General features: G+C 66.2%; 19 protein-coding genes. 7 read left to right on the top strand and 12 right to left on the bottom strand.

What is annotated here, in order from left to right; genetic code table 11:
* Window positions 1-199: 199 nt before the first annotated feature.
* Both Q9R31_RS10925 and Q9R31_RS10920 read right to left on the bottom strand, forming a co-directional pair.
* The gene (locus Q9R31_RS10925; RefSeq protein WP_285251004.1) at window positions 200-493 is read right to left on the bottom strand and encodes a putative quinol monooxygenase; all 294 of its coding nucleotides are present in this window, start codon (window positions 491-493) and stop codon (window positions 200-202) included.
* A gap of 54 nt (window positions 494-547) precedes the next feature.
* Window positions 548-1,546, bottom strand: coding sequence for a LacI family DNA-binding transcriptional regulator (locus Q9R31_RS10920; protein WP_311262745.1), 999 nt, complete (start codon window positions 1,544-1,546; stop codon window positions 548-550).
* A gap of 165 nt (window positions 1,547-1,711) precedes the next feature.
* Here Q9R31_RS10920 and Q9R31_RS10915 point away from each other — a divergent pair, with 165 nt between their 5' ends.
* The 4 genes from Q9R31_RS10915 (at window position 1,712) to Q9R31_RS10900 (ending at window position 5,841) form a co-directional block, all read left to right on the top strand.
* Window positions 1,712-2,830: a substrate-binding domain-containing protein gene (locus Q9R31_RS10915; RefSeq protein ID WP_311262744.1), complete on the top strand. Its 1,119-nt coding sequence runs from the start codon at window positions 1,712-1,714 to the stop codon at window positions 2,828-2,830.
* A 112-nt stretch (window positions 2,831-2,942) separates the two neighbouring features.
* A complete protein-coding gene (locus Q9R31_RS10910; protein ID WP_311262743.1) occupies window positions 2,943-3,989 on the top strand; it encodes an ABC transporter permease in 1,047 nt (348 codons plus the stop codon).
* Window positions 3,986-4,780, top strand: coding sequence for an ATP-binding cassette domain-containing protein (locus Q9R31_RS10905; protein ID WP_311262742.1), 795 nt, complete (start codon window positions 3,986-3,988; stop codon window positions 4,778-4,780). Before Q9R31_RS10910 ends, Q9R31_RS10905 begins: the two co-directional genes overlap by 4 nt.
* A 101-nt stretch (window positions 4,781-4,881) precedes the next feature.
* On the top strand, window positions 4,882-5,841 hold the full coding sequence (locus Q9R31_RS10900) for a carbohydrate kinase (RefSeq protein WP_311262741.1): 960 nt from the start codon (window positions 4,882-4,884) through the stop codon (window positions 5,839-5,841).
* A gap of 51 nt (window positions 5,842-5,892) precedes the next feature.
* Here Q9R31_RS10900 and Q9R31_RS10895 read toward each other — a convergent pair whose 3' ends face one another.
* The 7 genes from Q9R31_RS10895 to Q9R31_RS10865 form a co-directional block, all read right to left on the bottom strand.
* A complete protein-coding gene (locus tag Q9R31_RS10895; protein WP_311262740.1) occupies window positions 5,893-8,754 on the bottom strand; it encodes an ATP-binding cassette domain-containing protein in 2,862 nt (953 codons plus the stop codon).
* Window positions 8,751-9,341, bottom strand: a complete 591-nt coding sequence (locus Q9R31_RS10890; RefSeq protein WP_311262739.1) for a hypothetical protein — start codon at window positions 9,339-9,341, stop codon at window positions 8,751-8,753. Before Q9R31_RS10890 ends, Q9R31_RS10895 begins: the two co-directional genes overlap by 4 nt.
* A gap of 147 nt (window positions 9,342-9,488) precedes the next feature.
* The gene (locus tag Q9R31_RS10885) at window positions 9,489-11,078 is read right to left on the bottom strand and encodes an APC family permease (RefSeq protein ID WP_311262794.1); all 1,590 of its coding nucleotides are present in this window, start codon (window positions 11,076-11,078) and stop codon (window positions 9,489-9,491) included.
* A gap of 146 nt (window positions 11,079-11,224) precedes the next feature.
* Complete coding sequence (locus Q9R31_RS10880; RefSeq protein ID WP_311262738.1) at window positions 11,225-12,865, bottom strand: GMC family oxidoreductase N-terminal domain-containing protein; 1,641 nt, start codon at window positions 12,863-12,865, stop codon at window positions 11,225-11,227.
* On the bottom strand, window positions 12,866-14,404 hold the full coding sequence (locus Q9R31_RS10875; RefSeq protein ID WP_311262737.1) for an aldehyde dehydrogenase family protein: 1,539 nt from the start codon (window positions 14,402-14,404) through the stop codon (window positions 12,866-12,868).
* A 100-nt stretch (window positions 14,405-14,504) separates the two neighbouring features.
* A complete protein-coding gene (locus Q9R31_RS10870) occupies window positions 14,505-15,086 on the bottom strand; it encodes a TetR/AcrR family transcriptional regulator (RefSeq protein WP_311262736.1) in 582 nt (193 codons plus the stop codon).
* 417 nt (window positions 15,087-15,503) lie between these two features.
* Window positions 15,504-16,481 carry an ABC transporter substrate-binding protein gene (locus Q9R31_RS10865; protein WP_311262735.1) on the bottom strand — a complete coding sequence of 326 codons (978 nt, stop codon included), beginning with the start codon at window positions 16,479-16,481 and terminating at the stop codon, window positions 15,504-15,506.
* A 403-nt stretch (window positions 16,482-16,884) separates the two neighbouring features.
* On the opposite strand from Q9R31_RS10865, the gene Q9R31_RS10860 reads away from it, so the two are divergent.
* Window positions 16,885-19,143, top strand: a complete 2,259-nt coding sequence (locus tag Q9R31_RS10860; protein WP_311262734.1) for a chromosome segregation ATPase — start codon at window positions 16,885-16,887, stop codon at window positions 19,141-19,143.
* Between the two features lie 108 nt (window positions 19,144-19,251).
* On the opposite strand, the gene Q9R31_RS10855 is transcribed toward Q9R31_RS10860, so the two are convergent.
* Both Q9R31_RS10855 and Q9R31_RS10850 read right to left on the bottom strand, forming a co-directional pair.
* On the bottom strand, window positions 19,252-19,950 hold the full coding sequence (locus tag Q9R31_RS10855) for a type 1 glutamine amidotransferase domain-containing protein (protein ID WP_311262733.1): 699 nt from the start codon (window positions 19,948-19,950) through the stop codon (window positions 19,252-19,254).
* Window positions 19,951-19,990: 40 nt separating this feature from the next.
* Window positions 19,991-20,863, bottom strand: coding sequence for an aldo/keto reductase (locus tag Q9R31_RS10850; RefSeq protein ID WP_311262732.1), 873 nt, complete (start codon window positions 20,861-20,863; stop codon window positions 19,991-19,993).
* 141 nt (window positions 20,864-21,004) lie between these two features.
* On the opposite strand from Q9R31_RS10850, the gene Q9R31_RS10845 reads away from it, so the two are divergent.
* A complete protein-coding gene (locus Q9R31_RS10845; protein ID WP_311262731.1) occupies window positions 21,005-21,994 on the top strand; it encodes an LLM class flavin-dependent oxidoreductase in 990 nt (329 codons plus the stop codon).
* Window position 21,995: 1 nt separating this feature from the next.
* Window positions 21,996-23,468 carry an MFS transporter gene (locus tag Q9R31_RS10840; RefSeq protein ID WP_311262730.1) on the top strand — a complete coding sequence of 491 codons (1,473 nt, stop codon included), beginning with the start codon at window positions 21,996-21,998 and terminating at the stop codon, window positions 23,466-23,468.
* A 5-nt stretch (window positions 23,469-23,473) separates the two neighbouring features.
* Here Q9R31_RS10840 and Q9R31_RS10835 read toward each other — a convergent pair whose 3' ends face one another.
* Window positions 23,474-24,631, bottom strand: coding sequence for an FAD-dependent oxidoreductase (locus Q9R31_RS10835; RefSeq protein ID WP_311262729.1), 1,158 nt, complete (start codon window positions 24,629-24,631; stop codon window positions 23,474-23,476).
* Between the last annotated feature and the right edge of the window lie 7 nt (window positions 24,632-24,638).

The raw sequence follows: 24,638 nt of genomic DNA, 5'->3' as shown, positions 1-24,638 counted from the left end.
CGATGGACTCTAAGAGATGTCTATTGGACAAGTCAACGGTCATTTTGTAACCGATTTCCTGAGCTCTGTTGACGGTGCTGGGCAAGGGAACGACGACTGGCCCCGCGTCCGCAGGACGGGGGCTGAGGCGTACGAATGGGCGGCTTTTGAGGGAGAGCCCTGGGTGGGAACTACCGTATGGCCGCTGATTGCAGTGGGGCTAGAGGACCGGGTTGAGCCAGGTCAGCTCCGAGGCGTCACCTTCGATATGGCGGGCCAATTCCTCGTTGAACCTGGCTCCGTAGTCGGCGGTGATGTGCTCCTGGAACGCCGCTTCATCCCGGTAGACCTCGAAGACGAAGTATTCCCGGGGATTCTCTTCGCGGGTGTAGGGAAGAAACAGTTCGTTGCCTGGTTCGTTGCGGACGTGCCGGGTCAATTCGGCCATCATTTCGGCAACGCGGGCCTCACTGCCGGCTTTGACGGTGAACTCGGCATACAAGGTTTTGGTCATGATCTCTCTCTTCAGGTTTGCTTTGCGGAGGTTTAGTTCTTGTGGGGAAGGGGGTTATGCCGGCGGACGGATTTCGCCGGAGCCTCTTTGGATGAGCTCGGACGGGACAATGTAGGTCCGCGGAGGTTGATCGTCGCCGTCGATTCTGGCCAGAAGCCGTTCGGCCGACTTGACGCCAATCCGCTCCGGGTGTTGAGCGATGACAGTAACCCCGGGGTCCATCATGTCGGCAAGCGTAAAGTCGTCAAAACCTACAAGTGCCACACGCTTGTGTAGGCCGAGCTCCTTCAGTGCGCGCATCGTTCCGAAGGTGACGAGGTTCTGGCTGGAGAAGATTGCCGTCGGGGGATCCTCGGAGCTCAACAGTTCCAGGGCTGCCTGCCTCGCTGCTTCCTCATCATGAAGATTGTCGATGACGGGCAGTGCGGAGGTGGGAATTCCTGCCCCACCGACTTCCTCGAGGAAGCCCCGCCGGCGCTCCCGTGCGGTTTGGATGTCGGTGCGGTCGCCCAGGTAGGCCAATTTGGTGTGTCCGTGCATCAGCAGATGTGCGGCCGCTTTGCCCGCGCCCACTGCGTTGTCGGTGACCACAGCATCAGCCTCAACCCCTACCGGTTCCCGGTCAATAAAGACCATTGGCAGGTTTCTGGAGTGCTCCGGAATCATGTAGGCCTGGTTTTTAGCGATCGGTGTCAGGACAAGCCCGTCGACCCGCCTGCCCAGGAAAGCTGCGATGATGGCCTGCTCCCGTTTAGGGTCGTCGTCGAGGCTGGCGGCGAAAACCGCTATTCCCCGGGCGCCAAGAGCATCCTCCATGGCCCGGTGTATCTCGGCGCTGAATGGGTTGGAGACGCTGGGCAGCAGGAGGCCAACCGAGAGGGTCCTTCTGCCCGCTCGCCGCAGGCTGCCGGCTGTGACGTCCAGCTGGTAATTGAGCTGCGCGATGGCATCGAGCACCTTTTGCCGGGTGGCCTCAGATACCCCGGCCTCGTCGTTGATCACGCGGGAAACGGTTTTGATTCCGACGCCGGCGAGTGCGGCTACGTGGCGCATTGTGGGTCGTGTCGGGGACAAGGGTGGTTGGTAACGATCGGACATCGTTGTCAAGAAAGTCGCTCCTTCTCGTTCTTTTCTATTGACTCTAACGTGTGATCCTGATTACCTCGGTTATGACATCGTTGTCGAGGCCAGCTAAGGCCTCAAACACCAGGAGATTCAATGTTGAGTTCCAAAGCACCCCATTCAATGGCCACCCGCCTGTTCGCGGCAGGAGCGGTCCTGACGCTGGGAGCGGTCAGTCTTTCCGCCTGCGGTGGCAGCTCCAGCAGCCCCTCAGCCAGCGGAGGCTCCGCTGATGAGAAGGTCGGCGTTTCCCTGATCGTGAAGACCACCACCAACCCGTTCTTCGTTTCCATGCAGGACGGTGCAAAGAAGGCCGCCGAAAAGGACGGGGTTGACCTGAAGCTGGCAGCCGGCAAGGCCGACGGTGACGAAGACACACAGATCCAGGCGATCGAAAACGCGATTTCCAAGGGTGACAAGGGCATCCTGATCACCCCCAACGGCCCCTCTGTCGTTGACGCCCTGAAGAAGGCCAAGGACGCGGGGCTGTTCGTCATCGCCCTGGACACCCCGCCGGACCCGGCAGACGCCGCCGACATCACCTTTGCGACGGACAATTTCGCCGCCGGCCAGCTGATCGGCAAGTGGACTGCGAGCCAGCTTGGCGGTAAGAAGGCCACCATCGCGCTGCTGGACCTCTTCAACGACAAAGTGGTCTCCGTGGACTACAACAGGGACCAGGGCTTCCTGACCGGCCTCGGCATCGACACCGCGGACAAGAAGAAGAACGGTGACGAGGCCAAGACCGGCAAGTACACCGGCGGCAAGGGCGGCGACTACGAGATCGTCGGCAGCCAGGCGACCGAGGGTAACGAAGACGGCGGCAGGACCGCCATGGAAACCCTGCTGTCCAAGAACCCCAACATCAACGTGGTCTACACCATCAATGAACCCGCCGCAGCCGGCGCCTACGAGGCCCTGAAATCCGCCGGCAAGGAAAAGGATGCACTGATCGTCTCGATCGACGGCGGCTGCTCGGGCGTGAACAACGTCAAGGCCGGCGTTATCGGTGCCACGGCCCAGCAGTACCCGGTCAAGATGGCCGAGCTGGGCGTGAAGGCCATTGTGGATCTGGCCAAGACGGGCAAGAAGCCGGAAAACTCAGCGGGTCTGGACTTCTACAACACCGGTGTCGAGCTTGTCACGGACAAGCCGGTTGACGGCGTCAAGAGCATCACTACGACGGCGGCCTCAGACATTTGCTGGGGAAAGTAACCCCACGCTTCACAAGGATTTGCAGGGAGGCCCGAAGCTTCAGGGCCTCCCCGCATCCCACCTACCCAGTCAGCTCCGCACCAGCAACAATCATCAAAGATCAGGACTTACCGTGACACAACAGCAAACCGCAGGCCCGCCCAGCGCCGGGCATGCCGACCTGGCGGAGGAATTCCTTGACCGCCAGACACCGCTTAGCCGGATACGCAATATCCTTCACCGTTACCCGGCCGTCAGCCCGGCCCTGGTGCTTCTCATCGCGGTGGTCGTGTTCAGTCTCCTCAACGACAGGTTCCTGCGGGTTGAGAACCTGTCGCTCATTACCCAGCAGGTCGCCGTCGTCGGCACCCTGGCCATCGCCCAGACGCTCATTATCCTCACGGCGGGCATCGACCTTTCCGTCGGAGCGGTGATGATCCTGTCGTCGATGGTCATGGCCCAGCTGGCCGTCAACAACGGAGTTCCGGCACCCGTGGCGCTGCTCGCGGGCCTGGTTGTCGGGCTCGCGGCCGGAGCGCTGAACGGGTTCCTGGTGACCCGGTTCCGCCTCCCGCCGTTCATCGTCACCCTGGGCACGCTGAACATCTTCATCGCCCTGACTCTGCTCTACTCCAATGGAGCAACCGTGCGCGGATCGGCGATGCCGGCCCTGATGACCTGGACCGGGAGCACCTTCCCGGTTGGCCCGGTCAGGATCTCGACCGGCGTGATCATGATGCTCCTTCTCTACATTGCAGTCGCCTTCATCCTCGGCAAAACCGCGTGGGGCCGGCACGTGTACGCAGTGGGCGATGACAAGGAAGCGGCCCGCCTGGCCGGCATACCCGTAAACCGTGTCCTCATGAGCGTCTACCTGGCAGCCGGCGCCGTACTGGCCGTTGGCGCCTGGATCCAGATCGGCCGCACCAACGCCGCCAGCCCCAATGCCGGCGTGGACCTGAACCTGGACTCCATCACCGCCGTCGTCATCGGCGGCACCAGCCTCTTCGGCGGCCGCGGCTCCGTCTGGGGGACCCTCCTGGGCGCCCTGATCGTCGGCGTCTTCCGCAACGGGCTCTCCCTCGCCGGGCTGGACGTTCTGTACCAGACCCTCGCCGTGGGCGTCCTGATCATCCTCGCTGTGTCCGTCGACCAGTGGATCCGAAAGGTCAAGTCATGACCATGACAGAATCAGCAGCCACCCATACCGCCACCCGCGAGCCCATCCTGAAAGCCAGGAACCTCGTCAAGACCTTCGGCCGCGTCGTAGGCCTGGACGGCGTCAGCCTTGACCTCTACCCGGGCGAAGTCCTGGCAATTATCGGCGACAACGGCGCGGGAAAATCAACCCTGATCAAATGCCTCACCGGAGCAGAAGTACCGGACTCCGGGGAGCTCTTTGTTTCAGGGCAGCCCGTGCACTTCAAGCGGCCGCAGGATGCCCGGGCCCACGGCATCGAGACCGTGTACCAGAACCTGGCGGTCTCGCCCGCGCTGGATGTGGCATCCAACCTGTTCCTGGGCAGGGAGGAAAGGCGTGCCGGGCTGCTGGGGAGCGTACTCCGGATGCTTGACACCAAAGGCATGCGCATCAAGGCCAAGGATGAGCTGACCCGGCTCGGCATCTCCACACTCCAGGACGTCACCGTGCCCGTGGAGAACCTCTCCGGCGGCCAGCGCCAGGCCGTCGCCGTGGCCCGGGCCGCGGCGTTCGGATCAAAGGTTGTGGTGCTGGATGAGCCAACGGCGGCGCTGGGCGTGCGCGAGTCCAACCAGGTCCTGCAACTGGTCCGGGACCTCCGGGACCGCGGCCTGCCGGTCATCCTGATCAGCCACAACATGCCCCACGTGTTCGACGTGGCAGACCGCATCCACATCCAGCGCCTCGGCAAGTGTGCGGCCACCATCACTCCGCAATCCCACAATATGACCGATGCAGTGGCAATCATGACCGGTGCAGCCACCGCCTGATCAACTGTTTGCCCCGACGTCAGTCCGCGGACCAGGTTGCCGGTCCGCGGACTGACGTCGCTTGAACAGCCCCCACCCCAGCTCCCCACGAGAGACAGACCATGGATTACCTCACAACAGCCCGGCAGGACACTCACCCCACACTTGACGTTACGGTCGTGGGTGAAGCGCTGATCGACGTGGTCACAACGTCCCAGGCCCGCGTCGAACACCCCGGCGGCTCGCCGGCCAACGTCGCCTACGGACTTGGCCGCCTGGGCGTGGCGACAGGTCTGCTCACAGCCATCGCACCTGACGACCGCGGGACTGCCATCGAAAACCATCTCCGCAGTGCAGGAGTCGTGCTCCTGCCCGGCTCGAAATCCCTTACGCGGACGGCATCGGCAACAGCAACCCTCGCTCCGGACGGCTCTGCCACCTACGAGTTCGACATCTCCTGGGACCTGGCCGCCGCACCGCCCGCGTACTTCCCCAAAATCCTGCACACAGGATCCATCGCCACTTTCCTCAGCCCGGGCGCCGGCGCAGTAAAGGCCCTGCTCGAACAGGCCCACCGGCACTGCATGATCACCTACGACCCCAACATCCGGCCAGCCCTGCTCGGCAGCCACACGGAAGCGAAAGCCATCTTCGAAGAACTCGTGGCCCTCACCGACGTGGTCAAACTCAGCGACGAGGACGCCCAGTGGCTGTACCCCCGGAAAAGCCTTGATGAAACCGCCGCGCACATCCTCGCACTGGGCACCCGGTTGACGGTCATTACCAGGGGCGCTGAAGGTTCGACATTCACCTCGGCCGCCGCCAGCATCGACATCCCTGCCGTGAAAACGACAGTTGCAGACACTATCGGCGCCGGGGACTCCTACATGTCAGCCCTGATCCTGGGATTCCTCACCCGGGGAACCGAAGGCTTCGCCCCAGCAGTCCTGGAGCAGCTGGGACACACGGCAGCCGCAGCCGCAGCCATCACCGTGCAGCGCCCCGGAGCGAACCCACCCACCCTTGAGGAACTAAACGCCGCACTCGAAGCCAACGCCCCCGCCGAACTCGCGGGTGCCTGAAGCCCATCATTAACAAAGGGGGTGGCCCGGTCACTATTTTCAGCGGGGTCCTCAGGCCTTGAGCTGTAGCGGGTCCTTCATCTGGACGGACTGGGCCTTCGCGGCTTGTCCGCCCCCGCTGGACACCGGCTTCACCCGCCGCAGTGCTGCGAGGATGGCCCGGCCCACCACGGCGATCCCGATCACCGTGGTGATGGCCCTTAGGGTGTCCCAGCCCGCCGTCGAGGTCACCAGCGAGTAGAGCAGGAAGCTGCTGAGGTTGGTGGTCAGCGGCGCGCCCGGCACGTAGGAGATGCCGGTGCCGGCACCGACGGCGAAGGGCCAGAACCACAGGTTGGTCAGCAGCCCGAACAGGTACGACGCCACCACGCCGTAGCCGCCCAGCATCCACAGTTCGGCCTTGCCCCGCACCCGGCGGGGAAGTAGGCCGGCACCGGCGCCCACCCACGCGCACGCGAAAATTTGGAATGGTGTCCACGGCCCAACGCCGCCCCACAGGGCGCTGGAGACCGCAATGGTAGCGGCGCCGAGGAGCAGGCCGAACCGGGCACCGAAGGCCCGCCCGGCCAGGATCAGCAGGATAAAGACGGCCTCCACGCCGCCGACGCCGGTGCTCGCCACGCGCACGGCGGAACCTACCGCGGCCAGCACGCCCAGCAGCGCCACGGTATGTGCCGAGCGGACAGATCCGTCCAGGGACACCACGACGGCGACGGCGGCGACGGGTGCGATGGCCAGTGCCGCGTAGGGAAGGGCAGCGGTGGCGTCCTGAGGGAGTGCCGCGGCGAGCAGTGGCCAGCAGAAGGCCGCGAGGGCCAGCAGGTTGGCGGCTGCGAGGACAGACAGCTCGAGCCCCCTCGGCATCCGGAGGTGGCGGTGCCTGGCAGGGTCGACGGCTTCCGCTGAGTTGGTGATGGAAGTGCGTTTCGCTCCGGCCAGTGTGGGCCGGGGAGCGACGGGAACCGGCTCAGGAGCCTCGGACGCGGGTGATGACGGCGCCACGCCGTCCCGCATCGGCAGGATCCGGGCGCCCAGCCCCCGGGCAAACTCGAGGTCGTGGGTGGCGATCAGCACCGCTGCACCGTCGTCCGCCGCTGCCCGCAGCGCCGCCGAGACAGCTGCCCGCGCCGCGGGATCCAGGCCGCGGGTGGGCTCATCGATCAGGAGAACCGGCGGGCGGTCCATGGTCTGCAGCGCGATGGCCAAGATCCTGCGCTCGCCGGCAGAGAGGTCCCGCGGATGCTCATGGCCAACGGGAATTTCCATCCCTCCTCGCAACCGGGCCAGGCGTGCAGCGGCAAAGCCAGGTTCAAGATGCTGGCCGCTCGTTCCGCGCGCACCGTTCTTCCCCCGTGCCAGGCGCCGCTCGGCCGCGCGGAGCTCGCCGGCGACCGTGTCCCTGGTGAAGAGGTCGTCCGAGGCGTCCGGCACCAAGGCGACCCGACCGCCGGCGATCCTGCCGCCGTCGAGCGTTCCTTCAACAGCCCCCTCACCCAGGGCCAGCGCCACAAGGAGGGAGGACTTCCCGGCACCGTTGGGCCCAACCAAGGCCACCACTTCACCGCGGTGCAGGACCAGGGACGCCTCACGCACCAGCGGCTGGCCCTTGCGGTGCACGGCGAGGTGTGCCGCCGTCAGCACAGGCACAGAGTCCGCCACTTCCCGCCCGGGACCGGCGTCGGGATGGACACTGGCTGCGGACGGCGCGGTACCCCGCAACAAGGCGCCGCCGTCGATAGTCCACCACGAGTCGGCAATGGGGGCGAGTGCTTCCGCCCGGTGCTCCGCGACGATGACGCAGACCCCTTCCTCCCGGGCCAGGCCGCTGAGCACGGTGAGGACGCGTGCGCGTGCGGTGGCGTCAAGGTCGGCCAGGGGCTCGTCAGCCAGGAGCAGGGCCGGATGGTCCACGACGGCGGCGGCGATGGCTACCAACGTCGCCTCACCGGCCGAAAGGGTGCTGACGTTCCGGTCCAGCAGTGCCGAAACCCCGATCCGTTCCGCCACCTCCTGCACCCGCGCCTTCGCGGCAGGAGCGGGCATGCCGCGCAGCTCGAGGGCCAGGGCAATCTCGTCGCGGACCCGGGTGGTGGCGAAGGCGGCGCGGGGATTCTGGAGGACGACGCCGATAAGCCCGGCAGTATCACGCGGCGGCATGGCAACCCGGTCCAGTCCGCCGGCCCGCACGGTGGCGGAAACCTCTCCACCGTCAACGTGGGAGAGCAGGCCCGCGATCCCCCGCAGGATGGTGGACTTCCCGGAGCCCGTCGGCCCGGTGATCACCGTGACTGACCCGCCCGGCGGCGCAAAGCTGTCGACGTATATAGAGGTGTCCCCGATCCGGAACCGGGCGTTCCGGACGAGGAGCGGCGCGTCGCCGTCGAACCCTTGCGTGTGTGCCCCCCGGCTTCCGAAGCCGCGCAGTTCCAGGGCCGCGGCAACCCGAACCGCGTGCTCCAGGGTGCGTTCCAGCACGGGCACCAGGGCGCGGGGTCCAAAGCGTTCGCCCCGCAACCGGAACGCCAGGCGCACGGAGGCCACGGCGTCGGACAATGCCGGAAGCGCCGCCCATGCCACCACCAGCATCCGGGCCACGCCCTGCAGGGGGCCGCCGCGGGCCAGCCGGACGAAACCGCGGGAGATGTCCACCCAGGCATTGAGCAGGCCGAAAGCGAGGATGGTCGCGGCGATGGGCAGGGCGGACAGTACTGCCTGCCAGAGGCCCGGCGCGGACACCGGACCGAGGAACACCACATGGGCATACGGGGCGGGAAGGCGCAGCGGCGGCAGATCGAGCAGGACGGGACTGCCGGTGCCCGCCCCGTTGAAAAGGACGCGGTAGATGACCCGCGCCGCGACGAACACAGCGGCGAGGACCGCCGCTGCGCGTAACGGCGCGGGCCGGAAGGTCATGCCGCGGGGGCCGCCGGCTCGTTATCAACCGTGAAGAGCAGCTCCAGGCTCTCTCCCGGCTTTACCTGCTGGGTGGCAAGGCCCTCCTGCGCGTATTCCCATTTCCCGGAGGCCGGCTTGATCCAGATCGACCAGTAGGCAAAGGCCGCGGGCATCCCCTTGCATTCTTCGCGGTAGGTGCCGTCCTTGTGCTTGATGTCAAAGTCGGCAGCGGGGACGCCGTTCACGCGGCATACGGCATCGGGGTACTGCGTCGTTCCCTCGGTCTTGATCTTCGCCTCGTCGAGCACCTTCGACGCCACCGTGGGTCCGTCCACGGACACGCAGGTGGAGGTGCTGGCGGCGGACTGCTTCAGGGCGCCGGAATCGACGATGACCTTCACGCCCGCGCAGGGCTCGCCAGATGCGCTGGAAGAGGCGGGGCTGGAAGAGGCGGCGCTGGAAGAAGCGCCGGCTGAAGCCGGTGCTGAGGAGGCGGAGGCACTGGGCTGGTTGGCGGCCGGCGTGGAACAGCCGGCGAGGGCAATCAGGAGACCGGCGGCGGCGAGCGAACCCGCGGCGGCGGTACGGATCTTAGTCAAAGTCACCTGTCAAGGGTAGGGCGTCGCCGGTCCGGAGCAGGAGGCCGTCTCCTTCTATGACGCCAACACTCAACATGGGCGGGGGTGTGACACAAAAAGGGCCGACGACGGCACTCGGGTGAGTGCCGACGTCGGCCCTTATTGCGTGAGGTGTTAAGCGGGTTCTGTTGCCAGGGCGCCGTCGGCTGCCAGAGCATCCTCCGGCGCCTCGTGAGCGGCTTGGTGCCGACCGGCACCTGACGACGGATGGGCGGCCACGGCCGCGGCGTGCTCGGCCAGCACGCCTGTCTGGTGCCGGATCTTGAGCCGGTAAAGCAGGGTCCCGCCAATGACCACGGCACCCACGAAGATCACGCCGCCCCACTGCAGGTACCACTCGAACGGCGGCACGGAGTTGTAGATCTCCTGGCGGGGCCAGACCAGGTTCACGGTCATGGCTGCGCCCCACAGGACCGCCAGGACGTTCACGGGAAGACCCCATTTGCCCATGCTGAACCCGGGCTCGGACCCGTCGTCGGCCAGGGGCCACTTCTTCACGAGGCGGTTGCGCAGCATGGGCACCGTGACCAGGAGGTAGGACAGGTAGATCAGCACGATGCTGATGCTGGACAGGATGGTGAAGATGGCCGGCTGCATGACGTTGATGAGCAGCGGGATGACGGCCAGGACGCCCACCGCGATGGCCGCGACAGTGGGGGTCCTGCGGACCGGATCCACCTTGCTGAGCTGCCGGCTGAACGGCAGGTTGTTGTCCCGGGCCATGGCAAACACCATGCGGATGGCTGCGGCGTGGACCGCGAGCGTGCAGACCACCACGGCCACCACGATGCACAGCAGGAAAGCCTTGCCGAAAGGCCCGCCAAGGACGGAGAGCACGATGTGCTGCAGGCCGCCGTCGGCAGATCCCACCTTGGGGTCGGTCAGGTCAGGCGCGGCCAGGATGCCGAAAAGCAGGATCAGGCCGCCCAGCACGAACGAGGCAGTGACGGCGCGCAGGATGGCCTTGGGCGCCGTGCGTTTGGGGTCCTTTGTTTCCTCCCCAAGGGAGCTGGCCGTGTCAAAGCCGTACATCACGTAGCCGGAAGCCATGGCACCGATGAGGAAGACGCCGAAGAAGCCAAGGTCGTTGCCTTCCCCGAAGCCCGCGGTGTCGAAGAAGACCTCGGGCCCCCGCACCACGTGCCAGCCCAGTGCGAGGATGAGCAGCACGGCCGCGATCAGCTCCACGAAGACGCCGATGCTGTTGATCCTGGTCATGAGCTTCACGCCGAACGCGTTGATGAGGGTGGAGATGGTGATCATGATGGTGGCCAGCACCACGCCGTTCATGGCGAAGTCGTAGGGGCCGGTGCCGTCACCGACGAACTGGAAGCCGGACCAGAGCTGCGGCAGCGTCAGCTGCAGGGCCAGTGCCACGGCTCCCAGCGCCATGATGCTGGACAGCATCAGCAGCCAGCCGGCCAGCCAGGCGGAAGTCCCGGATGCGAGCCGTTTGGCCCAGTTGTACACAGACCCGGCCACGGGGTAGCGGCCGGCCAGTTCGGCAAAACAGAGGGCCACCATCAGCTGGCCGACGAACACGATGGGCCAGGACCAGGCGTACGCCGGGCCGGCCATGGAAAAACCAAAGTAGAACAGTTGGAAGACACCCGTGAGGATGGAGATGTAGCTGACACCCGCGGCGAAGCTGGCAAACTTGCCGATGCTCCGGTCAAGGGTCTGGGTGTAGCCGAATTCGTCCATGCCGCTTGAATCAATACTCTTGCTGGGTTCCAATATGGACTCCTAGATCAAAAAAGCACGATGGGAGGGGCCGCCCTGGGGTGCGGCAGAATAATGCGTGCGGGGCCGCCGCTGTTGGGGAAATGCGGCCCCGCCAAGACCTGCCCTCAGGCGAGGGATGCGGTGAGCTCCTTCTCTTCCATGGCGTCTGCGCCGGCGTGGTCGGCACGGATCAGATCGGCGCAGCGCTCGCCGATCATCATGACGGTGATGTTGGGGTTGACGGTGATGTGTTCGGGCATGACGGACGCGTCGGCGACGCGGAGGCCGGTGACGCCCTTGACCCGCAGGTGGGGGTCCAGTGGCGACATGTCGTCGTCGGCCGGGCCCAGGCGGACGGTGCCTACCGGGTGGTAGACGGTGTTGTGGGTCTTGCGGATGTAGTCCTGGAGTTCCTCGTCCGTCTGGGCCTCGACGCCGGGCGAGAGTTCACGGCCGGTCCATTCCGCCAAGGCGGGCTGGGCGGCGATTTCGCGGGCCTTCCTGATGCCGGCCACCATGACCCGCATGTCGTGGCCCTCGGGGTCGGTGAAGTAGCGCGGGTCCACCATGGGCTTGTCGCGAAAGTCGCGGCTGCGCAGCCGGACGGTGCCGCGCGAGCGGGCGTGTGTGACGTTCGGGGTGAGGCTGAAGCCGTTATCCGTGGTGGGGTAGCCGTGCCGCAGGGTGTTCATGTCGAAGGGGACGGAGCCGTAGTGCATCATCAGGTCCGGACGGTCCAGGCCGTCTTCGGTGGGGGTGAAGATCCCGATTTCCCACCACTGCGTTGAGGTCTGCACCATGGGCCGTTTGGCTTCGAACTGGACCACGCCTTCGGGGTGGTCCTGCAGGTGCTCGCCCACGCCGGGGGAGTCCACCAGGACCTCGATGCCATGCTGCGCCAGGTGGGCCGCCGGGCCGATCCCGGACAGCATGAGCAGCTTGGGGGAGTCGATGGCACCCGTGGACAGGATGACCTCCTGGCGCGCAGTCAGCCGGTGGGTGCGGCCGAACGCCGAATCCACCACGTCCACACCGGTGCAGCGCTTGGCTGCATCGAACACCAGCTGGCGGGCCCGGAGGCCGGTCAGCAGGGTGAAGTTTTCGCGTTCGATGATGGGGTGGATGTAGGACACCGAGCTGGAGGCGCGAGTGCCGTCCGCCTGGCGGTTGATCTGGAAGAAGTTGGCACCGTTGACCACCGTGGTTCCGGTGTTGAATTTCGCACGGGGAATCCCGGCCTGTTCGCAGGCGTCGAGGAGCGCGACGCCGGCAGGATCCACCGGGGGCACGTTCATCAGGTGCACGGGGCCGGAGTCCCCGTGGTGGGGTGCGTCCGGGCCGGCGTCCTCGTTGGTTTCCAGGCGCTTGTACAGGGGCCAGGCAGCGTCGGCGTTCCAGCCGGCGACGCCGTACTTGGACTCCCACTCGTCCAGGTCCTCCCGAGGTGCCCAGAAGGCGATGCAGGAGTTGTGGCTGGAGCAGCCGCCCATGACCTTGGCGCGGGCGTGGCGCATGAAGGAGTTGCCGTTTTCCTGCGGTTCCACCGGGTAGTCCCAGTCGTAGCCGGATTCCAGCAGTTCCATCCAGCGGTCCAGCTGCAGGATTTCCGGGATGTTGCGGTCATCCGGCCCGGCCTCCACCAGGGCCACGGTCGCGTCCGGGTCCTCGCTCAGGCGTGCGGCGACTGCGGCGCCGGCGGATCCGCCGCCGACGACGATGTAATCGAATGAGCGCTCGCTGAGGTCCTCGATGTTGTCGAAGTGCATCTAGTTCTCCTTGCCGTGGTCAGCGAACCAGCCGGTTACCTGCGGGTTGGTGTTCTGGTAGATGTGCTTGGCTTCCTGGTACTCCGCCAGGCCGGTGGGGCCCAGCTCGCGGCCCACGCCGGACTGGCCGAAGCCGCCCCACTCGGCCTGCGGGAGGTAGGGGTGGTAGTCGTTGATCCAGATGGTGCCGTGCCGCAGCCGGGAGGCCACGCGCTGCGCCTTCCCGGCGTCCTGCGTCCACACCGCGCCGGCCAGCCCGTAGATGGTGTCGTTGGCGGTGGCCACGGCCTCGTCTTCGGTGCGGAAGGTTTCGACGGTCACGACGGGGCCGAACGCCTCGTCGGTGACCACGGACGTGCCGCGCTGCACCTGGTCCAGGATGGTCGGCTGGTAGTAGAACCCGGCGTCGTACTTCTCTCCAGAAGGTGCCGCGCCGCCGGTGCGCAGCCGCGCGCCTTCCTGGATGCCGCGCTGGACGTAGGCGTCCACCTTGTCGCGGTGGGCTGCGGAGATGAGCGGGCCGGTTTCGGCGGCCTCGTCAAAGGGGCCGCCCAGCCGGATTGCCTGGGCGCGGCGGGCCAGCTCGGCCACGAAACGTTCGGCGATGGATTCCTCCACCAGCAGCCGCGCGCCGGCGGAGCAGACCTGTCCGGAGTGGACGAAGGCGCCGTTGAGGGCATTGTCCACGGCGGCGTCGAAGTCCGCGTCGGCGAACACCACGTTGGGGTTCTTGCCGCCCAGCTCCAGGGCCACTTTCTTGACGGTGGCCGCGGCGGCCGCGGCGATGCGCTTGCCGGTTTCCAGGCCGCCGGTGAAGGAGACAAGGTCGACGTCGGGGTGTTCCGAGAGCGGCGCACCCGCCTCGGCGCCGGGGCCGGTGACGAGGTTGGCCACCCCTTCCGGCAGGCCGAGGTCCTGCAGCAGCTGCATGGCAAGGATGCTGGTGGACGGGGTCAGCTCGGAGGGCTTGAGGACGAACGTGCAGCCGGCGGCCAGTGCGGGGGCAATCTTCCACGCCGCCTGGAGCAGGGGGTAGTTCCAGGGTGTGATCAGGCCGCAGACGCCAACGGGTTCGTAGACGATCCTGCTCACGACGCCGGGGTCCCCGGCGTCGACCACCCGCCCGGCCTGCTGCCCGGCGAGCCTGCCGAAGTATTCAAAGCAGGCGGCGATGTCGTCCATGTCGATGCGGCTTTCGACCATCCGCTTGCCGGTGTCCAGGGACTCGGCCCGGGCGAACTTTTCCCGGCGTTCGCGCAGGCCGGCCGCGACCTTCAGGAGGAAGGCGCCGCGCTCGGGTGCCGGGACGGAGGACCAGACGCCGGAATCGAAGGCGGCCCGGGCCGCTGCAATGGCGCGTTCGGCGTCGTCCCGGCCGGCCTCGGAAACCGTGGCCACCAGCTCGCCGTCGGCCGGGTTGTGGATCCGGCGCACAGCGCCGGACGCTGCCGGCTCCCACACGCCGTTGATGAACAGGGAGGATGCTGTCTCAGTTTCTTCGGTTCGGGCTACATCCCGAACCGGTGTGGCGTAAGTCATAGGAAGGACAGTAATGCACGTTGAACAAGTGTTCAATAGTTTTCTTGAACAACTGTTCAATGTGACTGAGGGAGCTGCCGGTGCCTTGCGGACTTACTGTTTAGGCGAAGGCGATCTGCTCCGTGCGCTCGATGCTCCGCTGGATGGAGGCCTTGTCCACGCCGAGCAGTGCGGTCAGCCACATGCCGTTCTGGATGACGACGATGTCCGCGGCCCGTTCCCGGCATGCCTCCCATGAAAGCTCGGGTTTGGCGCTGGAGACCAGTGCTGCGAGCCCGTCGATGTACCGGTCGAAGGCGGCGGCGTTGATCTGTGCGTAGTCCTCATCGGCCTGGGCGAGGGCCCAGAGGTGCAGGCGCAGGGACAGGTAGCGCGTGGTCAGCAGGTCGGCGGCCGCCACCCGGCGCAGGGCCTTGCGCAGCTGTTCATCCGGGGGTGACGACGGATCGGGGGCAACCAGCAGAAGGTCATGCTCATCCACCCGGCGCAGGGCTGCCCGGATGAGGGTGGTCTTGTCGTCGTAGTAGTAGTTGACCAGGCCCAGCGCCACGCCGGCTTCCCGTGCCACGGCCCGCATGCTCACACCGGAAATGCCGTGCCGGGACAGCAGATCCATGGCCGCTTCGAGAATGCGGGTCTGTCTGTCAGTCTGTTCGCCGGAATTCACGGCACTGGTCCCCATCTGGCCAGACTATTGCCTAACCGGCCGGGAGTGCACTTTCCGGCGGGTCGGGCGGCCGGCTGGCGATTTTTGTTTGAAGCCGTCTCCGGCAGGGCACCTTGCTTGTGCACCAGCATTTGTTCGTACAGCTTTGGAGATCGATGGAAAGCGCAAGCCTCATGGCCCTGTTATTTGCAGGTGCCGTCGGCAGAGGCTGGAGCGCCCAGCCCAACGCCCCGCAAATCATTGCCAGGCCTTCGCGGATGTCGGCCGCATGGACGGCGGCACGGAGCAGGGCCGCCACATTCCTGCACCGGCTGGCGTGGGCAGTGGAGCCGGACCCGCACTGACCCGGGGCATGCCCGGCACGGAAGAATCCCCACCGGGCGCAGGCTAACCAGCGTAGTCCCGGTGGGGATCCATTCGTCGGCAGGACGCCTATTTCTTGGGCAGGCCCGCCGGGTTCAGTTCGGACTTCTGGATGGCTTCGGAGGAGAGGCCCCAGCGGTCCAGGATTTTGGCGTAGGTGCCGTCCTCGATCAGGTGGTTCAGCGCAGCCTGGGCGGCAACCGCCAGGCCGTTGCCTTTCCTGGTGGTGAACGCGATCTGCGCCGTCAGCGGCCAGCCGCCGTTGAGGGTGCCCACCTGCTTGCTCTTGCCATCCAGCGCGGCCTTGTAGGCGGCACCGGCGTTGGGGCCGAACGTCAGGTCCGCCCGGCCCGACTGGAGGGCCAGGGTAGAGGCGGAGTCGTCGTCGTAATACTGGAACTCGACCGGCGCCAAGCCATTCTTCTTGTTTTCCTCGTCCCAGCGAACCAGGATGGCTTCCTGGTTGGTGCCGGAGCCCACGATGATCTTCTTGCCCGCCACGTCCTTGGCTTCCTTGATCTCGCCGATGTCCGAACCGCTCTTGGCGTAGAAGCCCAGCAGGTCATTCCGGTAAGTGGCGAAGTCGAACTTCTCCTTCCGCGCCTCGGTGACGGTGACGTTCGAGAGGACGGCCTCGTACTTGGACGATTCGATGCCCAGTGGCCAGTCCGCCCAGGCAACGGGCAGGACCTCGACGTCGAGCCCCAGCGCCTCACCGACCGCGTAGGCGATGTCCACCTCGCTGCCGATCAGGGTCTTGTTGTCCGTGGCGAAGGTGCTGAGCGGGGCCGTGCCGCCGGTGCTGACTACTGTCAGTTTGCCGTCGGCCTTGATGGCGTCAGGCACCAGGGCCGCCGCGGCGTCATCTTTGGTGACCTTGAAGCGGTCCTGCTGCGGGGACAGGTTGAAGGTCTTGCCGGTGGTGTTGGTGGCGGACGACGACGGTGCTGTCGCCGCCGCGGCGCCGGGGTCGGAGCAGGCGGCCAGTCCCAGCAGCGCTGAGACAGCCAGGGCAACGACGGCGGCCGGCTTGGGGTTGATGGCCATGGTTCCTCCTTGGAAGGGTGGCGGGAATGCAACGGAATGTGCGCGTTGCAGCAACTATCCGACAGCCGCGGAGGGGGAATCAAAGGCCCCGAAATGCTGGGATACAGGGAGTAACGGCGGTTAACCGGAGGACCGCGGCGGTCATATTTGACCGGCCGCGGCTCGTTGCGCTGGGCGGCCGCCTGACACAGATTCAGCAGAAAGCGAGTACTCGGACAAAAAAGACAAGTAGTGATTACGCGTGTTCTCCGCGTGTGCCGGACCCTAGGGTTGGCATGAAGCGGCCAGAGAGGTCTGCTGACAGGTCTCAACAGGAGCTCGCATGCGCACTTCCCCCTCCCCCTCTGTCCGTGCCCGCCGCTTGGCTGCCGCCGTTGTCCTGCCCGGCCTGCTCGCCACCAGCATGGTGCTGATCCAGCCGGCGGTTGCGGCTACCACGTCCACCACGGGGATGTGCAACGGCGTGGTGAACCAGCTCGCGCACCGGGGTGCAGTCCAGGAGAATCTGTTGAAGGCGGCGGCGAAGAAGAACGCGGACGCTATCGCCGCGCTGCAGGCGGAGAGGGCAGCACTGCAGTCGACGGCCAACGCTCTGACGTCACAGATCTCCGACGCAAACAAAGCACTGGCCGACCTGAAAGCCCAGGACGAGTCGCTGAACTTGCAGATAGAAACGCTTGACGCCCAAATCAGCGACATTCAGCAGCAGCAGGGCATCCAGCAGGCCGTGTTCGATTCCACCACACGTGAGATGGCCTCTTTGCAGAACCAGCTCGCCCAGCTGCAGAGCCAGCTAGATCCGCTGCAGGAGCAGCTCGTAGTGGCTCAGGCTTCCTCCGCCGACCTCAAAACGCAGGCGGAAGCAGTGAGTGGACAGCTTGCTGCAAATAGCAAGGACGTGGCCATCGCCCAGTCCGAACTTGCCACGCTGACCTCGGCAGCCGAGAATGCCGCAAACGCCCTGGCCGAAAAGGAAGCGGAGGTTCAGACAGCCCGAGACCAGCTTTCGACGCTAACCGTGCAGGCGCAGCTGGCGGCTGATGCCGTCACGGCTGCGCAGAAGGAAGTCGATGACGCACAGGCGAAGCTCACGCAGCTGAATCAGGCTGGAGACACCGCAACCGCAGCTTTGGAGGCCCAGCAGGCGTTAGTCGCCGATGCTGAGCAGAAGCTGACGAACCTGCAGGGGACGGCCGCGAATGCTAACAACGCAGTCACCGCCAAGAAGGACCAAATCGGCGCAGCCCAAAAGGAGCTCACAGGCCTGCAGTCCGCGGCCTCAGCCGCCAAGACCGCCCTTGACGCCAAGAACGCCGAAGTTGAGGCGGCCCAGGCAGCCCTAGGGACCCTGCAGGCCAACGCGGCGGCAGCAGCGACAGCGGTCAGCGACAACGCTGCCAAGATCACCACCGTCAACGCTGACATCACCACTCTGCAGGGCCAGATCAAAGCCCTCAACGATCAGATGCCGGCGAAACAGGCACAACTGACTACGGCGCAGAACGAGTTGGCTGCGCTGCAGGCACAGAAGACGAGCCTGGAATCCGATATTGCTGTACTGAACGCACAGATCAGTACATTTCCAAGCAACAGCAACGCCCTCGCAAAGCGTCAGCTAGAGGCTCAAGTGGCCACCAAGCAAGGCCAGTTGGCCACCGTCAACAACCAGATCGGCGACAAGAACACGCAGATCTCGGGACTTTCCGGCGACCTGGCCACGCTCCAGAAGCAGGTCGATGCGCTGAACGCCCAACTGCTGTCCAAGCAAACGGAAAGCAGCACCTTGCAGTCCCAAGCCGCAGCCCTGCAGACGTCTCTCACAACGGCGAACAACGCTGTCACTTCAAAGCAATCAGACATCGACCTGCTGAAGTCCCAGCTTCCGGCCCTTCGAGCTGCACTCGACCAAGCCAACAGCACAGTAAGCGTGAAGCAGACTGAGCTCAGCACGCTTCAGGGCCAACTCCCAGCGCTGGAACAGGCGGCGAAAGAGGCGGCAGCGGCTGTGACAGCCCAGCAGCAGACGGTGGCGGACCTCGAAGGAACCCTGGCAGGTCTCGCAGACAATGCGGAGCAGGCGCAGAAGGACATCGCGGCTCAGAAAGTAGTCCTTGATGGCTTGAACGGCGCTCTAGGCCAGGCAAAGGATGCGCTGGTGCAGGCCAACACTGCCGTGGATGAGAAGAACGCGGAGATTTCCGCCATGCAGAACCAGCTCAAGGGCCTCCAAACGACTCTTGACGCCGCGGACGCGGCAGTCACCAGGAAGACGGCCGATATCGCTTCGCTCAACGCTCTGGCTGATGGACTTGTAGCCCAGCTCGCTGAGCTCAACGACCAGATCGCTACCAAGGAAGCAAACATCCTCGACCTGCAAGGCAGGGTAGCGCCACTGCTGACGCAGCTCAACGGTCTGAATGGCGAGATCAGCGCCACGGAAACGAAGCTGGCGGAACTGCAGGGCCAGCTTAAGACACTTGATTCGCAGCTCACGGCGGCTCAGGACAAACTGCGGACCTTAACTGGCCAGAAGAAGCCGAGCAAGGATGCGGTCGACGCACAGAAGCTGGTAGTGGCGGGTCTCCAAGCCCAGCTGGCGGACGTCCAGAAGCAAATCACCGCGATCGATCCCACCATCGCGAACGGGGGCTGCGCCGTCTGATTCCAGCGGGTTGGCCTGAGGGCCGGCGCCCAATGACGCGCGCCGCAAGGAGGGGACCAGTTCATTGCGAACTGGTCCCCTCTGCTATTGCCTGGAAAGCGGCAGTACTCAGGGCAGCGCAGCCAGGACTTCCTTGGCCACGTCCTCGCTGGACTGCGGGTTCTGCCCGGTGATGAGGTTGCCGTCGCGCACCACGTTGGAGGTCCAGGCGGCACCGTTTTCGATCACCGCCCCCTTCTCCTTGAGCGCGTCCTCTACGAGCCACGGGGTGTTCTCGCCGGTCCCGCCGCCCAGCTCTTCCTCGTTGGTGAAGACTGTGAGGCGCCGGCCCTTGAAAGCGAACCCGCCGTCGTCGTCCGTTGCGCTCAGCAGCCCCGCCGGACCGTGGCAGAACGGCGCGATGATTTTGCCGTCCTTTTTGGCTGCCACCAGCAGGCGGCCCAGGTCGGCGTCCTTGTAGAGGTCGGCCATGGGGCCGTGGCCGCCGGGCATCACCACGGCGTCGTAGGCGGCAGGGTCGACGTCGGCAAGGACCAGCGGGTGCGCCAGCTCGCTGTCGATCTTGTCCAGGTAGTCCCGGAACCCCTGCGCGCGTTCCTCGCCGCCTGCGGACCCGGGGGCCAGGCTGACCTGGTCCACGGTGGGCTTCTTTCCGCCGGGCGTCGCGATGTCCACTGTGTTGCCGGCCTCGGTCAGGGTCTGGTGGGACACCACCAGTTCCTCTGCCCAGTAGCCCGTGGGGTGTTCGCTGCCGTCCTTCATGGTGAGGGAATCCGCGGCCGAAACGACCATCAAAATGTTTGCCATGGTGTAGCTCCTGTCCTGGGTTCTTTACGTACCGGGTTCTTTACTTGCCGGCCGCTTCGAGCTCCGCGTACGTGTCGTCGTCGAGCGAGACGCCGGCGGCAGCCATGTTCTCTTCGAGGTGCTGCACGGAACCGGTGCCGGGAATGGGCATCATCACGGGGGAGCGGCGCAGCAGCCAGGCCAGGGCCACCTGGGACGTGGTGGCGCCCAGGCGCTTGGCGGCCTCGTCCAGCGGTCCTCCCGGCTGGGCCAGCTCGCCCGCGGAAATGGGGGCCCACGGGATGAACCCGATGCCGTTTTCCTCCGAGTAGCGCAGCACGTCCTCGGAGCTGCGGTCCGTCAGGTTGTACCGGTTCTGGACCGTGGACACCGTGAAGTGCTTACCGGCGGCTTCGAGCTCGGCCACGCTCACCTGGGACAGGCCCAGGGCGCGGACCTTGCCTTCGTCCTGGAGTTCGCGCAGCACGCCGAACTGCTCTTCGGCGTCCACCTTGGGATCGATCCGGTGCAGCTGCAGCAGGTCCAGCGTCTCCACCTTCAGCTTGCGCAGGCTCAGTTCCGTCTGCTGGCGCAGGTATTCCGGCCGGCCCACGGGAACCCACTTGTGCGGCCCGGTCCGGGTGAACCCAACCTTGGTGGCGATCTTCAGCCCCTCCTTGTAGGGGTGGAGCGCCTCGGCGATGATTTCTTCACTGATGTTGGGGCCATAGGAATCGGCGGTGTCGATGAAGTCGACGCCGAGTTCGACGGCGCGGCGCACCACGGCCACGGCGGCCTGCCGGTCTGCGGGCTCACCCCAGACGCCGTCACCCACGATGCGCATGGCACCAAAACCGAGCCGGTGCACGGTTCCCAGGTCCTTGAGGTCAATCGTTGCGGACAGTTCCAGCTGCTTCGTTGAATCATGGCTCATAGGGGCGGCAACCTCATCAGTGTGCTGAGTATTCCGCAGATCACAGAAATAAGCCGGGCTCCGCCGTCGTTACACCTCTAGTGCCCGCCGCAATCCGGCCGGCACGACCTACGAAACGTTTTTGAAAGGCCGGCACCCGACGTGACTCTTCCCCTCTCCATCCTTGACCTGGCAACCATCGGCAAAGGCCAGACGGCGGCGGAGAGCTTCGCGGGCAGCGTGGCCATGGCGCAGAGCGCCGAGAAACTGGGCTACCGGCGCGTCTGGTACGCCGAGCACCACAACATGTCCTCGATTGCTTCCTCCGCGACGAGCGTGCTGATCGCCCACGTGGCCGCGCACACCGAAAGTATCCGCCTCGGCGCCGGCGGCGTGATGCTTCCCAACCACTCGCCGCTCACCATCGCCGAGCAGTTCGGCACCCTGGAAACCCTGCACCCCGGGCGGATCGACCTGGGCCTGGGCCGCGCACCCGGCAGCGACCAGAACACCATGCGCGCGCTCCGCCGGGACCCCATGTCGGCCGACAGCTTCCCGCAGGATGTCCTTGAACTGCAGGGGTACCTGACCGGGCCCACCCGCATCCAGGGCGTCGAGGCCACCCCGGGCAAGGGCACCAACGTGCCGCTGTACATCCTGGGCTCGTCCCTGTTCGGTGCCCGCCTGGCCGCGCAGCTGGGCCTGCCCTACGCCTTTGCCTCCCACTTCGCCCCGGCCGCGCTGCAGGAGGCCGTGGCCATCTACCGCCGCGAGTTCAAGCCGTCCGCCCAGCTGGATGCCCCGCACGTGATCGCCGGCGTCAACGTCATCGCCGCCGACTCCGCCTCCGAGGCGCAGGAAATGTTCCAGGCCACCAAGCGCGCCCGCGTCTCCCTGTTCTTCGGCGGCGGCCGCGAATTCACCGACGACGAGGCGGACATGATCCTCGACTCGCCGCAGGGACGCCACGTGGCACAGATGATGACGTACTCCGCAGTGGGGACGCCCGACGCGGTCATTGACTACCTGGACAGCTTCGGAAAGCACGCCGACGCCGACGAACTCATCGTGGCGCACCAGAGCCCGGAGACCGGGGCGCGCCTGCGGTCCGTCGAACTGCTGGCCGAGGCCGCCGGAATGGTCCGGGTCTGAGATGCCGAAGGCAACAGCGAACGCAAAAGGAGGCGTAGGCTTCCGGTCCGACCGCGGGCCCATCCTCATCGCCCTGATGCTGTCCACCGGACTCGTGGCCATCGACTCCACCATCGTGGCCACGGCCGTGCCGTCGATCGTCCGTGACGTGGGCGGCTTCTCCTCCTTCCCCTGGCTCTTCTCCGCCTACCTGCTGGCGCAGGCCGTGACCGTGCCCATTTACGGCAAACTTTCGGACATGGCGGGCCGCAAGCCCATCATCCTGACCGGCATCGGCCTGTTCCTGCTGGGCTCGGTGCTCTGCGGCCTGGCCTGGAGCATGCCGTCCCTGATTGCGTTCCGCGCCCTGCAGGGACTGGGTGCCGGCGCGGTGCTGCCGGTGTCCATCACCATTGCCGGGGATATCTATACGCTGCAGGAGCGCGCCAAGGTCCAGGGCTACCTGGCCAGCGTCTGGGCCATCTCCTCCGTGGTGGGTCCCAGCCTGGGCGGCATTTTCTCCGCGCTGGGCATCTGGCGCGGCATCTTCCTGGTCAACGTCCCGCTCTGCCTGCTGGCCGGCTGGATGCTGGTCCGCACCCTCCACGAAAACGTGGAACGCGCAAAGCATAAGGTGGACTACGCCGGCGCCGTGCTCCTGGCCGGCTCCCTTGGCCTGCTCATCCTCGGCGCCCTCCAGGGCGGCCAGGCCTGGGCATGGAACTCGCCCATCAGCATCGGCGTCTTCGTGGTGGGCGCAGTCCTGCTGGCCGCGTTCCTCCTGGTGGAGCGGCGGGCGGCCGAACCCATCCTGCCCTCCTGGGTGGTCTCGCGGCGCCTGCTGGGCACCACCGCGCTGGTGTCCTTCGGGGTTGGCACCGTGATGATCGGCCTGACCTCCTACGTGCCCACCTTCCTTGAGGGGGCACTGTCTTCCTCGCCCCTGGTGGCGGGCCTGGCCCTTGCCGCCCTGACCCTCGGCTGGCCGCTCAGCGCCTCGCAGGCCGGAAAGTTCTACCTGCGGATCGGTTTCAAGTCCACCGCCCTGATCGGCATCGCCATTTCCGTGGTGGGCCTGCTGATTCTGTCGCTGACGGCCGGCGCACCCAACGTGGCGCTGATCGCCATCAGCTGCTTCGTCGTCGGGCTCGGCCTGGGCCTGCTGGCCACCCCCACCCTGATCGCCGCCCAGTCCAGCGTCCCTTGGCACGAACGCGGCGTGGTGACCAGCACCAACATGTTTGCCCGCTCCATCGGCAGTGCCCTGGGCGTCGCCGTCTTCGGGGCCGTGGCCAACTCCATCTACGGCGGCAGCAGCGGCGGCGAGGGGGACCCGGCCACCGTGATCTCCGCATCCGGGGCCGTGTTCCTTGCGGCGCTGGTGGCCGGGCTCCTGACCGTTGCGGCGGTGCTGGCCATGCCCGCGGTGAAGGCCGAAATGGCGGAACCTGCGGAACAAGAACCGGTGCCCAGCCCCGAGGGCCGCGCCAGCTAGGATCCCTAGCGGGACGCGCGGAAGATCTGCGGCGCCGGCCGGGTCCCGGTGGCAAGATCTGCCAGGATCCGTCCCACCACCGGCGTGAACTTGAAGCCGTGGCCGGAGAAACCGGCGCCGATCACCACGGGGCCCACCCGGTCCAGGATGAAGTCCTCGTCCGGGGTGGTGGTGTAGGTGCAGCTGATGGCCTCGAGGTCATCGGGGTCCACGCCCGGCAGCCACTGCCGCGCGTAGTCCTGCAGCGCGGCGAGCTGCGCTGGTTCGGGCCGGAAGTCGCGGTGGTCCGGGTCCACCACGGGGCCCACGCCGTGCCAGCCGGCCTTGATGCCCTCCCCCGGAGTCTGCATGCCGTAGACCGGGGAGTACCAGCCCCGGTAGTCCGGGCCCGGGTAGTGGTTGAAGCCGGGCCACACCGCGCCGGCGTCCGCCACACGGAAATGGGCCGGCTGCTCCTGTGTCACCCTGAGCCGGGGAATCCGGATCCCGGCAGCGTCGCTGCGTGAATCGCTGCCCGGAACCTTTCCTGAAGCCATCTCCAGCAGCTTCCCGGTCCAGCCGCCCGCCGTCACCACTGCCTGCGCTGCCGTGACCACCTCAGTGCCCGCAGCCGATTCGAGCGTCAGCCGCACGCCGTCGTCGAACTCCTCAAAGTCCACCACTTTGGTGTGGTGCCTGATCTCGGCGCCCCGGGCGGAGGCCAGCCGCTGGAAGGCCGGCAACGCGGCTTCCGGGTTGAGCTGGCCGCCGTCGGGCATGTGCAGGACCTGCTGGTCGAAACGGATGCCCCGCCACCGTTCGCCGGCCTCCGCCACGTCCAGGAATTCCGCGCGGATCCCGGCCGCGGTGAGCGCATCTGAAACCTTCTGGAGGTCCCCGCCCGGGCCGTGGTTGACGACGCCGGTGCGCGCCAGCAACTGCACACCGCTTTCCTGCTCCAGCTCGTCCCACAGTGCCAGCCCCTCGGCGAGCATGGCCACGTATTCCGGCCGGTGGTAGCCCGGGTTCAGGTTCCTGGTCGCCCCATGGGACGCGCCGATCCTGTGCCCGGGACCGAACTGCTCCACCAGCGTCACCTGCCGCCCCCGGCGGGACAACGCCCACGCGGCGGCAGAGCCCATGGCGCCCCCGCCGATCACCACGGTGTCAAGAACAGTGTTCATCAGCCCT

Source organism: Pseudarthrobacter sp. BRE9, assembly GCF_031844305.1.
GTDB lineage: Bacteria > Actinomycetota > Actinomycetes > Actinomycetales > Micrococcaceae > Arthrobacter.
This window is presented reverse-complemented; position numbering and strand designations above follow the sequence as displayed.